General features: G+C 72.2%; 8 protein-coding genes. 3 read left to right on the plus strand and 5 right to left on the minus strand.

Features of this window, described 5'->3' with window-relative positions; translation table 11 throughout:
• The first annotated feature begins 71 nt into the window (after positions 1 to 71).
• Entirely contained in the window at positions 72 to 2,564 is a 2,493-nt protein-coding gene (gene hrpB / locus OG381_RS14280; protein WP_327716484.1) for an ATP-dependent helicase HrpB, read from the plus strand.
• Here hrpB and OG381_RS14285 read toward each other — a convergent pair.
• The 3 genes from OG381_RS14285 to OG381_RS14295 form a co-directional block, all read right to left on the minus strand.
• Entirely contained in the window at positions 2,554 to 3,543 is a 990-nt protein-coding gene (locus OG381_RS14285; RefSeq protein WP_327716485.1) for a DUF3068 domain-containing protein, read from the minus strand. The two genes, hrpB and OG381_RS14285, sit on opposite strands and share 11 nt — an antisense overlap.
• 21 nt (positions 3,544 to 3,564) lie before the next feature.
• The gene (locus OG381_RS14290; RefSeq protein WP_307032123.1) at positions 3,565 to 3,699 is read right to left on the minus strand and encodes an SPW_0924 family protein; all 135 of its coding nucleotides are present in this window, start codon (positions 3,697 to 3,699) and stop codon (positions 3,565 to 3,567) included.
• A gap of 145 nt (positions 3,700 to 3,844) precedes the next feature.
• The gene (locus OG381_RS14295; protein WP_327716486.1) at positions 3,845 to 5,560 is read right to left on the minus strand and encodes a lytic transglycosylase domain-containing protein; all 1,716 of its coding nucleotides are present in this window, start codon (positions 5,558 to 5,560) and stop codon (positions 3,845 to 3,847) included.
• A 255-nt stretch (positions 5,561 to 5,815) separates the two neighbouring features.
• On the opposite strand from OG381_RS14295, the gene OG381_RS14300 reads away from it, so the two are divergent.
• Entirely contained in the window at positions 5,816 to 6,664 is an 849-nt protein-coding gene (locus tag OG381_RS14300; protein WP_327716487.1) for a DUF4184 family protein, read from the plus strand.
• Here the strand turns inward: OG381_RS14300 and OG381_RS14305 are convergent.
• Both OG381_RS14305 and polA read right to left on the minus strand, forming a co-directional pair.
• The gene (locus OG381_RS14305) at positions 6,597 to 6,965 is read right to left on the minus strand and encodes a hypothetical protein (RefSeq protein WP_327716488.1); all 369 of its coding nucleotides are present in this window, start codon (positions 6,963 to 6,965) and stop codon (positions 6,597 to 6,599) included. The genes OG381_RS14300 and OG381_RS14305 overlap by 68 nt on opposite strands.
• Positions 6,966 to 7,316: 351 nt before the next feature.
• The gene (gene polA, locus OG381_RS14310; RefSeq protein ID WP_327716489.1) at positions 7,317 to 10,043 is read right to left on the minus strand and encodes a DNA polymerase I; all 2,727 of its coding nucleotides are present in this window, start codon (positions 10,041 to 10,043) and stop codon (positions 7,317 to 7,319) included.
• Between the two features lie 267 nt (positions 10,044 to 10,310).
• On the opposite strand from polA, the gene OG381_RS14315 reads away from it, so the two are divergent.
• Positions 10,311 to 12,590 carry an FdhF/YdeP family oxidoreductase gene (locus OG381_RS14315; RefSeq protein WP_327716490.1) on the plus strand — a complete coding sequence of 760 codons (2,280 nt, stop codon included), beginning with the start codon at positions 10,311 to 10,313 and terminating at the stop codon, positions 12,588 to 12,590.
• The last annotated feature ends 27 nt before the right edge of the window (positions 12,591 to 12,617 follow it).

A 12,617-nucleotide genomic window follows, 5' to 3' on the forward strand; every position in this document is an offset into this window, starting at 1 on the left:
GCGCGTGCGTGGCTGAAAGAAGAGCACGCGCGCGTGGCGGGGCGTGCGCGCGGCCGTACGACACTGGGGGCGTGATCCGTTACGACACTCTGGACGCCCTTCCCGTACGCGGTGCGTTGCCCGCCCTGTCCGACGCCCTGGACGCGCACGGCACCGCCGTCCTGGTCGCGCCGACCGGCAGCGGCAAGACCACCCTCGTACCGCTGGCGCTGGCCGGGCTGCTGGGCGGTGACGCTCCCGCGCGGCGGGTGGTGGTGGCCGAGCCGCGGCGGATCGCGGCCCGCGCGGCGGCCCGGCGGATGGCGTGGCTGCTGGGCGAGAAGGTCGGCGGGAGCGTCGGCTACACCGTGCGCGGGGAGCGGGTCGTCGGACGCCGCGCGCGTGTGGAGGTCGTGACGACCGGTGTCCTGCTGCAGCGCCTCCAGCGGGACCAGGAGCTCGCGGGCGTCGACGTGGTGGTCCTGGACGAGTGTCATGAGCGGCATCTGGACGCGGACACGACGGCGGCGTTCCTGTGGGACGTACGGCAGGCGCTGCGGCCGGAGCTGCGGCTGGTGGCCGCGTCGGCGACGACCGACGCGCAGGGCTGGTCGGGGCTGCTGGGCGGGGCGCCGGTGGTCGAGGCGCACGGGAGGGCGTACGGGGTGGGGGTGGTCTGGGCTCCCCCGGCCCGTCCGGTGCGGCCCTCGCACGGCATGTGGGTGGATCCCGCGCTGCTGACGCATGTGGCGTCGGTGGTGCGGCGGGCGCTGGCCGAGCGGGAGGGGGACGTGCTGTGCTTCCTGCCGGGCGTGGGCGAGATCGCGCGGGTCGCCGGGCAGCTGGGCGGTCTCGGGGACGTGGACGTGCTCCAGGTGCACGGGCGGGCGCCGGCCGCCGTGCAGGACGCGGTGCTGGCGCCCGGCGAGCGGCGCCGGGTGGTGCTGGCGACCTCGGTCGCCGAGTCGTCGCTGACGGTGCCCGGGGTGCGGGTCGTCGTCGACTCGGGGCTGACGCGGGAGCCGCGGGTGGATCACGCGCGCGGGCTGAGCGCGCTGACGACGGTCAGGGCCTCGCGCGCGGTGGGCAACCAGCGGCTGGGGCGGGCCGGGCGGGAGGCGCCGGGTGTGGCCTACCGCTGCTGGACGGAGGCGGAGGACGTCCGGCTGCCGGCTTTCCCGGCCCCGGAGATCAAGGTGGCCGACCTGACGGCGTTCGCCCTCCAGGCGGCCTGCTGGGGGGATCCGGACGCCTCCGGGCTGGCGTTGCTGGATCCGCCGCCGACCGGGGCGATGGCCGCCGCGCGGAGTGTCCTGTCGGCGATCGGCGCGGTGGACTCCGCCGGACGGGCCACCGAGCGGGGGGCGCGGCTGGCCCGGCTGGGACTGCATCCCCGCCTCGGGCGGGCCCTGCTGGACGCGGGACCCTCGCGGGAGGTGGCCGAGGTGGTCGCGCTGCTCGGTGAGGAGCCACCGCGGGAGTACGGCGACGATCTGGCGGCCGCCGTACGGACGGCCCGGCGTGGGGGCGACGCCTATGCGGGGCGCTGGCGTACCGAGGTGCGGCGACTACAGGCCCTCGCCGACGAGCCGGCCCGCGCGTCCTCTCTCACGGAGGACGCCCTCGTCGGGCGCGTGGCCGCCCTCGCCTTCCCCGAGCGGGTCGCCAGGGCCGACGGCGGTTCCTATCTCATGGTGTCCGGGACCCGCGCCGAGGTCCGGGACACCACCGCTCTGCGCGGGGCGCCCTGGATCGCCGTCGCCGTCGCGGACCGCCCCGTCGGCAAGGGCCACGCACGCGTGCAGCTCGGTGCGGTCGTCGACGAGGAGACCGCGCGGCAGGCGGCAGGGGCGCTGCTCGACGAGCGCGACGAGGTCCACTGGGCCGACGGGGACGTCGTGGCGCGGCGCGTGGAGCGGCTGGGGGCCGTGGAGCTGGCGGTGCGCACGCTCCGGAACCCGGACCCCGCACTCGTACGCGACGCGCTTCTTGAAGGGCTGCGGCAGGACGGGCTGCGCCTGTTGCGCTGGTCGCCCGAGGCCGAGGCGCTGCGGCAGCGGCTCGCCTTTCTGCGGCTGCACCTCGGGGAGCCGTGGCCGGACGTCTCCGACGAGGCACTCCACGCGCGCGTGGACGAGTGGCTGGAGCCGGAGCTCGGTCGTGCCCGGCGGCGGGCCGATCTGGCGCGGATCGACGCCGGGAACGCGCTGGGCCGGCTGCTGCCGTGGGCCTCGGGGGACGCCGCGCGACTCGACGAACTCGCTCCCGAGCGGATCACCGTGCCCAGTGGGTCCAGAATCCGGATCGACTACGCGAACCCCGAGCAGCCCGTCCTCGCGGTGAAGTTGCAGGAGATGTTCGGGCTGCACGAAGGGCCAACGGTCGCCGGGGTCCCGCTGCTCGTCCACCTGCTCTCCCCCGCCGGGCGCCCGGCCGCCGTGACCGCTGATCTCGCGTCGTTCTGGAAGGACGGCTACAAGGGCGTGCGGGCGGAGCTGCGGGGCCGGTATCCGAAGCACCCGTGGCCCGAGGATCCGGCGGATGCCGAGCCGACGCGGTATACGAACGCGCGGCTCAGGCGGTGACCGGTTCGGGCGCGGAGTCCGTGGCGGGTTCGGGTTCGTCGGGGCGGCGGCTACGGGCCTCCAGGTACAGGGCGAGGGCCAGCAGGAGCACGCCCAGGGTCGCGAAGCCCCAGGGGAGGTACGAGGTCATCAGGAGCACCAGGGTGCGGTTGGACTTGACCAGGTCGACGGTGTGCTCGATGTAGTCCTCGCGCATCTTCACGTGGCCGGCGAACGCCGTCACCTTGTCGCGGTCGCCGAGGAGGGTGCCGCCGCGGAGTTCCTCCTTGTGGATCTCCTCGCCGTAGACGGGGGCGCCGGTGACGGGTTCGACCCAGAACTTGCGGACCGTGGTGTACCAGCGGGTCGTGCCGGTCTTGGCGAGCTGCTCGGGCGTGACGCCCGCGATGGGCAGCTTCTTGGGCCACTTCACCTGGGTCCAGGGGATGGTCTGCTCGAAGTAGTAGACCTCCAGGCCGCGGAAGTCCTGGGTGCCCTTGTAGTGGATGGGGGACGAGGTGCGGGTCTGGGCGTCGAAGTACTCGTAGTCCCGCTTCTCCGTCAGGAAGGGCCACTTGAATTCGAGGCCTTCCCGCTTCACCGGGTCGCCGTCGACCATCTCGCCGGTGGCGTGGATCGGTTCCTGGGTGTGGGCGTCGAAGATGTACCGCTCGGGGATGTAGGCGACCTGCTGGCCGTCGGGGCCCTGGGCGTAGGACAGTCCGTCCCAGACGACGACGTCCCGGCCGAGGGTCTTCTCGATCTTCTCGGAGGCCTCGACGTTGCCTTTGAGGGTCTGCACGATGGTGACCTTGGAGACCTTCTCGACCTGCATCGCGTTGTTCATGAGGGTGGCGTCCTTCGCCTCCAGGACCATGTCCTGGTACTGGCCGGCCGGGATCTTGGCCAGGCGCGGGAAGGCGTACCAGCGCAGCAGTGGGGACAGCGCGGCGAAGAACACGGCGAGAGCGAGCAGGATCAGGCTGGCCTTGCGGCGCATCTCGGCCTCCCTCCCGGGTGGTTACGGGTGTGACGGCACCGTCGTCAGCAGCGGCTTCGGGGACGTCTCGCCGGCCGGCGACCCCATCGCGGTGATCGTGAGGACCAGGGCGAACGCGACGGCCAGGCCGATCGCGGCGGCGATCAGAGCACGCATGCGGGCCTCCCGACGGACTGGAACTGATAGGTCGTCAGGTTCGGCACCGTAGCAACGGGTGGGCGAGATGAGAACACGTTGCACACGACGACGGCGCCCCTCCTCACGAGGGGCGCCGCCATGGTCGTACGACAGGAACGAGCCGTTACGCGCTCGGGCTTGCCGACGGGCTCGGGGACTCCGACGTCTCGGCGGCCGCGGCCACGGTCAGTTCGACGGTCAGGGTCGCGCCGCCGGAGGTGGTGATGCGGAGCAGGAACGTGCCGGTGGTGTCGTCCGCGTACAGCTTCGGCAGCTTGAGCAGGCCGTCCGCGTCCGTCTCCAGGCCCGTGAGGGTGCGTACGGTCTTGCCGTCCGCGTCCTTGAAGTAGGGGCCCTTGGTGTTCGCGGTCGCGTCGTCGGCCGAGGTGATCAGGGTGGCGGTGGCGGCGACCCGGTCCGCGACGGCACCGGCGTAGGTCGCCTTCACCACGACCTGGTCGGCGAACTCGCCGCCGGGGGTGCAGGTGAGCGCGGTGTCGCTGGTGCGGGCCAGGGTGTCGGCGACGCGCTCGGTGACCGTCGCCTTGTAGTCGAGGCCGGTGACCGAGCGGCCCACTACGGTGGCGCGGACGGTGAACTCGCCCGTCGTCTCACCCGCCTTGAGAGTGGGCGCGACGGCCACGCCGGAGCTGTTCGTGACCACCGTGGCCACGCTCTCGCCGCCCGTGAAGGTGGTGTCGGTGTCGCCGACGATCGTGAAGCGGACCCGGACCTTGCCGACGGCCTTGCCGGCCGAGGTCTCGGCGCGGGTGCTGATCCTCTTGGTGAAGGTGTCGCCGGCCTCCGCGGTGAGCTTGGCCGTGCCCGCGTCCTCGAGATGGTCGACCGTGTCGGTGGGCGTCGGCGCCGGGGTGCTCGGCGTGCTCGGCTTGTCCGACGGCGGCGGGGTGGGGCTGGGGGTGTTGCTGCCGGGCGTACTGGGTGTGCTGGGCGTGCCGGGGGTCGACGGCGGGGTGGGCGACGGCGTCGGGCTCGCGCTGTCGTTCTCGTCGCTGCGGTTGTCCGGAACGGAGCCGGTGCCGTCGGGGATCTCGTGGGTGCCCTTGCGGTAGTACTCCAGCCACGACAGGACCGTGTTCAGGTAGTCCTGCGAGTTGTTGTAGCTGAGGATCGCGCTGTTGAGGTCGGACTGGGTGGACAGGTCCCAGCCGAAGCGGCACAGGTAGTGACCGGCGGCGAGCGCCGCGTCGTAGATGTTGTTGGGGTCCTTCTTGCCGTCGTCGTTGCCGTCGCGGCCGGCCCACTCCCAGGTGGAGGGGATGAACTGCATGGGGCCGACGGCCCGGTCGTAGACGCTGTCACCGTCGTAGGCGCCGCCGTCGGTGTCGCTGATGTGCGCGAAGCCGACGCCGTTCAGCTTGGGGCCGAGGATCCTGCCGATGGTGTTGCCGTCCGCGTCGACGCGGCCGCCGCGGGCCTGGCCGGACTCCACCTTGCCGATGGCGGCCAGGAGTTCCCAGGGCAGGTTGCAGCCGGGCTTGGACGACTGGAGCGAGGACGCGGCCCGCTTGTAGGCGTCCAGGACGGTCGCGGGTATGCCGGCCTCGGTCGATCCGGGGGCGGCGGGAGTGCCGACGGTCGGCGCGGGGCTCGGGCTGTTGAGCGGCGGCAAATCCGTGTAGTACGGCGAGTTGCCGGTCGCACCGCTGTCGTCGCCGGTCGCGTCGGGAGAGGGCTGGGCGTCGGCCGCGGTCGATCTGCCACTGTCGTCGACCGTCACGCCGGGTGCCTGGGACGCTGAGAGTGCCGCGACAGCCGCCGCGGCGACGGTGGTGGCCACCGCTCCCTTGCGCAGCCTCCTGCCGAATTGCGCCGACATAAAGTGAATCCCTCCCGTGGACGCGGAGCGCCCGTCTCCGTTCGACGTGCTCGCCATGGTGTGACGATCGACCCGCGGTGCGGGTTGCCCTCGTGGACCCATTCAGTGCCGTGTACTTCTGTTCGACCGCGCTCCCCGGCACGGCGACCCAGGCGACCCTACGACAACTTGCTTTGCGCGGGCACCCGTTCGTGCCCGGTTTTCACCAGTTGGCCATACTGGGCCGGTCCGACCACACCGAACCCGGGGGCCTTCTTGCCGTTCACGCTGAGCCACGCGGCCGCTGTACTGCCCGCTTTACGCACCGATGGAACCGGCCGCGCCTCGCTGGTGCCGGCGGTGCTGGTGGCGGGTTCCTTCGCCCCCGACATGACCTATTTCGCGGCGAGTGTCCTGTCCGAGGCGATGGAGTTCGGGGACTTCACCCACTCCTTCGCGGGTGTCTTCACCGTCGACGTGCTCGTCGCGTGGGCGCTGGTGGGGCTGTGGCTGCTGATCCGCGAGCCACTGGTGGCGCTGCTGCCACGGCGCCGGCAGGCACCGGCGGCGACCTTGCTGCGCTGCGGGGTGCCACGCGCGCGTGTCCGGCCGTCGCTGGTGGCGCGCTGGTACGTGTCGGCGGCGATCGGTGCGCTGACGCATGTCGTGTGGGACGCGTTCACCCATTTCGACCGGTGGGGGATGCGGGTGTTCCCCGTCCTGGGCGAGACGATCGCGGGCTCGCCGCTGTACTGGTACCTGCAGTACGGCAGTTCGGCGGTGGCCGCGGTCGTGATCGCGGTGTTCCTGGGGTACGCCCTGCGGCGGGTGCGGGGCGCTGTCGCCGAACCGGCGGGGGTGCCCGTGCTGACCGGCGCGGACCGGTGGTGGGCCGCTGTCGTCATCGGTGGCTGTGCGCTGGTCGGGGCGGTGCAGCGGGCCTCGCGGTGGTGGGACTACTGGGGGTCCACCGCGAAGCCGTGGGAGCTGATCCCGACGCTGTGCTTCGGGGTGGGCGCCGGGCTCGTCCTGGGGGTGCTGGTGTACGCCGTGGGCGTCAGGGTGTGGCGTCCGGTCCCGGTGCGCGGTCCTGGCCGGGAGCTGAGCCGTCGAGGCGGTCGCTGACCGCGGCGGCGGTCACGCGGAACACGGTGGTGGTCCGGGCCCGGCGGGAGCGGGGCAGGGCCGTGAGGAGCCGTGCGAGACGGCCTCGGGCGCGGTCGGCGGTGAGCCGCCAGTCCCTGCGGGTGAGCCGGTGACGCAGGTCCGCGGCCCATTTTCGCAGGGCCGTCGCGAGGTCGGCCGGGATGCGGGCGGTACTGGCCGTTGCCGCGAAGGGCGGGACCGACGGCGGTGGGGTGGACGCGGTCGCATCGGTGGTCGCCTGCGCCGGAGCCGTGTGGCGGTGGAGCGTGCGTATACCCATGTCCGCATCCTTACGGGCGGGGGGATGGGGAGCGTGTTGTCGGGGACCACGTGGGTGACGGGGCGGGGGCGGGGGGCTTGTTCTCGCCCCCGCCGCCCCTACCCGTCCCATCTCCAGGGGGCTGCGCCCCCTTCACCCCCGCCACAAACAGGTGCCCGGGGCGGCTTCGTGGGCGGGTGCGGGTGTGTGGGGGCTGATCGCGCAGTTCCCCGCGCCCCTGGGTCGGCTGCCGTAGCCGCCGACGGCGAACCGCCCGGCATTCAGCCACCCCCGCGCCCCCGGGGCAGCAGGCGTAGCCGCCGATGGCCGGCCGCCCGGCATTCGCCCACCCCCACGTCCGGTCGCCGGAGGCTAGTGCGCTGCCGACTCCCAGTCCGGGCCCACTCCGACCGAGACGCCCAGCGGGACCGTGAGCTGGACCGCGTTCGCCATTTCCCGGCGGACGAGTTCCTCCACCGCCTCGCGCTCGCCCGGGGCGATCTCCAGGACGATTTCGTCGTGGACCTGGAGCAGCATGCGGGAGGTGAGGGCTGCTTCCCGCAGGGCCTTGTCGACGTTGAGCATGGCGATCTTGACGATGTCGGCCGCCGTGCCCTGGATGGGCGCGTTGAGGGCCATGCGTTCGGCGGCCTCGCGGCGCTGGCGGTTGTCGCTGTTGAGGTCGGGCAGATAGCGGCGGCGGCCGAAGAGGGTCGCCGTGTAGCCGGTCGCCCGGGCCTCGTCGACGGCCCGGCGCAGATACTCCTGCACACCGCCGAAGCGCTCGAAGTACGTGTCCATCAGGGCACGCGCCTCGCCCGCGTCGATGTTCAGCTGCTGGGAGAGGCCGAAGGCGGACAGGCCGTACGCCAGCCCGTACGACATCGCCTTGATCTTGCGGCGCATCTCCGCGTCGACGTCGGCGCGCTCGACCGCGAACACCTGCGAGGCGACCGTGGTGTGCAGGTCCTCGCCGGAGGTGAACGCCTCGATGAGGCCCTCGTCCTCGGACAGGTGAGCCATCACGCGCAGTTCGATCTGGCTGTAGTCCGCGGTCATCAGGGACTCGAAGCCCTCGCCGACCACGAACCCGCGGCGGATCGCCCGGCCCTCGTCGGTGCGGACCGGGATGTTCTGCAGGTTCGGGTCGGTGGAGGAGAGCCGGCCGGTCGCCGCCACGGTCTGGTTGAACGTGGTGTGGATACGGCCGTCCGCCGCGACCGTCTTGATCAGACCCTCGACGGTGACGCGGAGCTTGGCCTGCTCGCGGTGGCGGAGCATGATCACCGGCAGTTCGTTGTCCGTCTGCGTGGCCAGCCAGGCCAGCGCGTCGGCGTCGGTGGTGTAGCCGGTCTTGGTCTTCTTCGTCCTGGGCAGGCCGAGCTCGCCGAAAAGCACTTCCTGGAGCTGCTTGGGCGAGCCCAGGTTGAACTCGTGCCCGGCGGCGGCGTGGGCCTCCTTCACGGCCTGCTGGACGGCGCCGGCGAACATCTGCTCCATGGCCTCCAGGTGCGCCCGGTCGGCGGCGATGCCGTGCCGCTCCAGGCGGGCCAGCAGGGTGGAGGTGGGCAGCTCCATGTCGCGCAGGAGGTCCGTGGCACCGACCTCTTCGAGGCGCTCGGTGAAGGCCTCGCCGAGGTCGAGGATGGCCTGGGCCTGCACCATGAGGGCCTCGGCCTCGGCGCCGTCGTCCGCGCCGAAGGCGAGCTGGCCGTCGGCCGCGGCGGCGGGCGCCAGCTCCCGGTGCAGGTACTCCAGGGACAGGGCGTCCAGGTCGAAGGAGCGGCGGCCCGGCTTGACGAGGTACGCCGCGAGCGCGGTGTCCATGGAGACGCCGGCGATGCTCCAGCCGTGCTCGGCGAAGACGCGCATCGCGGCCTTGGCGTTGTGGAAGACCTTGGGCCTGCCGGCGTCGGCCAGCCAGGCGGCGAGCGCCGTCTCGTCGGCCTCGTCGAGCTCGGTGGGGTCGAACCAGGCGGCCACTCCCCCGGACGCCGCGAGGGCGATCTCGGCGACCGAGCCGGCGCCCAGGGCCCAGGTGTCGACCGTGGCGACGCCGAGCGTGCCGGTGCTGTGCTCGCCGAGCCAGCCCGCCAGCTCGCCGGTGCCGAGCACGGTGCCGTCGAGCTCCACGCCGGCCGTCGCGGCGGGGGCCGGCTCGGCCTCCTCGGCGCCCGGGTCGACGGCGAGCAGGCGCTCGCGCAGGGACGGGTTCCGGATCTCGAGGGTGTCGAGGATCATCGCGAGGCTCTTGCGGTCGTACGGCGCCCGCTCCAGGTCGGCGACCGTCTTCGGCAGCTCGACCGTGCGGACCATCTCCGTCAGACGGCGGTTGAGCTTGACCGACTCCAGGTGCTCGCGGAGGTTCTGACCCGCCTTGCCCTTGACCTCCTCGACGCGCTCGACGAGGTCCGCGAAGGAACCGAACTGGTTGATCCACTTCGCGGCGGTCTTCTCGCCGACGCCGGGGATGCCGGGCAGGTTGTCGGACGGGTCACCGCGCAGAGCCGCGAAGTCCGGGTACTGGGCGGGCGTCAGACCGTACTTCTCGAACACCTTCTCCGGGGTGAACCGGGTCAGCTCGGAGACACCCTTGGTCGGGTAGAGCACGGTGGTGTGCTCGCTGACGAGCTGGAAGGAGTCGCGGTCACCGGTGACGATCAGCACGTCGAAGCCCGCGGCCTCGGCCTGGGTGGCGAGCGTGGCGATGACGTCGTCGGCCTCGAAGCCGTCGACCGCGAACCGCGAGACGTGCATCGCGTCCAGGACCTCGCCGATCAGCTCGACCTGGCCCTTGAACTCGTCCGGGGTCTTGGACCGGTTGGCCTTGTACTCCGTGAACTCCTCGGAGCGCCAGGTCTTGCGGGACACGTCGAAGGCCACCGCGAAGTGCGTGGGCGCCTCGTCGCGCAGGGTGTTGGCCAGCATCGAGGCGAAGCCGTAGATCGCGTTCGTCGGCTGGCCCGTCGCGGTCGTGAAGTTCTCCGCGGGCAGCGCGAAGAACGCACGGTAGGCAAGCGAGTGCCCGTCCATGAGCATCAGGCGCGGGCGGCTGCCGCCGGGGCTGTTGTCGGTCTGCTTCGCTGCTGTCTCTGCCACGACCCCGATCCTGCCACGCCGCACTGACAGTCGGCCGCCATCCGGGGCCCGGGCCGGTCCGGCACCGCCCTCCCGCCGACGCGAGCCTCGCGGCGGCCATGGCGAAAGGTTGACCGGGACGAGGAGTCGGGGGCCTCCGTGACCCTCCGAGGTCGGGTGCGGACAAGCCGTGTTCATCGGGGCCCCGCGCCCGGCGAACGCCGTTGTCACCCCCGCGTGCGAGGATCGGAGACGTACCTCACATGTGTGTGCGAAGGAGAGTGTGCAATGGCCACCAAGCCGCCCAAGGGTGATCCGGTTCAGGACGCTCCGCAGGTCGCCGAGCCGAAGCACGCGGCGGCGGGGCTGCCCGCCATCGGACACACACTGCGGATGGCCCAGCAGCAGATGGGCGTCAAGCGCACCGCGCTCACCCTCCTGCGCGTGAACCAGAAGGACGGCTTCGACTGCCCGGGCTGCGCCTGGCCGGAGCCGGACCACCGGCACAAGGCGGAGTTCTGCGAGAACGGCGCGAAGGCGGTCGCCGAGGAGGCCACCCTGCGCCGGGTCACCCCGGAGTTCTTCGCCGCGCACCCGGTCACCGACCTCGCCACGCGCAGCGGCTACTGGCTCGGGCAGCAGGGGCGGCTCACCCACCCCATGTACCTCCCCGAAGGGGGCACGCACTACGAACCGGTGACCTGGGAGCGTGCCTTCGACATCGTCGCCGAGGAGATCGCCGCCCTCGGCTCCCCCGACGAGGCCCTCTTCTACACCTCGGGCCGTACCAGCAACGAGGCCGCCTTCCTCTACCAGCTGTTCGCGCGCGAACTCGGCACCAACAACCTGCCGGACTGCTCCAACATGTGCCACGAGTCCTCCGGCTCGGCCCTGAACGAGACGATCGGCATCGGCAAGGGCAGCGTCCTGCTGGAGGACCTCTACAAGGCCGACCTGATCATCGTCGCCGGCCAGAACCCCGGCACCAACCACCCCCGCATGCTCTCCGCCCTAGACCGGGCCAAGGCCAACGGCGCGAAGATCATCAGCGTCAACCCGCTGCCCGAGGCGGGCCTGGAGCGCTTCAAGGACCCCCAGACCGCCCAGGGGATGCTCAAGGGCACCGCCCTGACCGATCTGTTCCTGCAGATCCGCCTCGGCGGCGACCAGGCCCTCTTCCGCCTCCTCAACAAGCTGATCCTGGAGACCGAGGGCGCCGTCGACCAGGCCTTCGTCGACGAACACACCCACGGCTTCGAGGAGTTCGCGGACCGGGCCCGCGCCGCCGACTGGGACGAGACACTCACCGCGACCGGCCTCACCCGCGAGGAGATCGAGCAGGCCCTGGGCATGGTGCTCGCCTCGCAGCGCACCATCGTCTGCTGGGCCATGGGCCTCACCCAGCACAAGCACTCCGTGCCGACCATCCGCGAGGTGGTCAACTTCCTTCTCCTGCGCGGCAACATCGGCCGCCCCGGCGCGGGCGTCTGCCCGGTCCGCGGTCACTCCAACGTCCAGGGCGACCGCACGATGGGCATCTTCGAGCGTCCCGCGCCCGCCTTCCTGGACGCCCTGGAGAAGGAGTTCGGCTTCGCGCCGCCGCGCGAGCACGGCTACGACGTCGTACGGGCCATCCAGGCGCTGCGCGACGGCAAGGCGAAGGTCTTCTTCGCGATGGGCGGCAACTTCGTCTCCGCCTCCCCCGACACGGAGGTCACCGAGGCGGCCATGCGGCGCGCGCGGCTGACCGTGCACGTGTCGACCAAGCTCAACCGCTCGCACGCGGTCACGGGCGCGCGTGCCCTGATCCTGCCCACCCTGGGCCGCACCGAGCGCGATCTCCAGGGCAGCGGCGAGCAGTTCGTGACCGTCGAGGACTCCATGGGCATGGTGCACGCCTCCCGCGGCCGCCTGGAGCCCGCGAGCAGGCACCTGCTGTCCGAGCCGGCCATCGTCTGCCGCCTCGCACGCCGTGTGCTGGGCTCCGCCTCCCGCACCCCGTGGGAGGAGTTCGAGAAGGACTACGCCACCGTCCGCGACCGCATCGCGCGCGTGGTCCCCGGCTTCGACGACTTCAACGCGCGCGTGGCCCACCCGGGCGGCTTCGCCCTCCCCCACGCCCCCCGCGACGAGCGCCGCTTCCCGACCGCCACCGGCAAGGCCAACTTCACCGCCGCGCCCGTGGAGTACCCCGCGCTGCCCGAGGGCCGGCTGCTGCTGCAGACGCTGCGCTCGCACGACCAGTACAACACCACGATCTACGGCCTGGACGACCGCTACCGGGGCATCAAGAACGGCCGCCGGGTCGTCATGGTCAACCCCGAGGACGCCCAAAAGCTGAAGCTCGCCGACGGCTCGTACGTCGACCTCGTCAGCGAGTGGAAGGACGGCGTGGAGCGGCGGGCGCCCGGCTTCCGGGTCGTGCACTACCCGACGGCACGGGGCTGTGCGGCGGCCTACTACCCGGAGACCAACGTACTGGTGCCGCTGGACGCCACCGCCGACACCAGCAACACCCCGGCCAGCAAGTCCGTCGTCGTCCGTCTGGAACAATCGGCGACCGACTGAGCGTTTGCTCAGCCGAGCAGCGATCCC

Origin of the sequence: Streptomyces sp. NBC_00490 (assembly GCF_036013645.1) — a bacterium.
Taxonomy (GTDB): Bacteria; Actinomycetota; Actinomycetes; order Streptomycetales; family Streptomycetaceae; genus Streptomyces; species Streptomyces canus_F.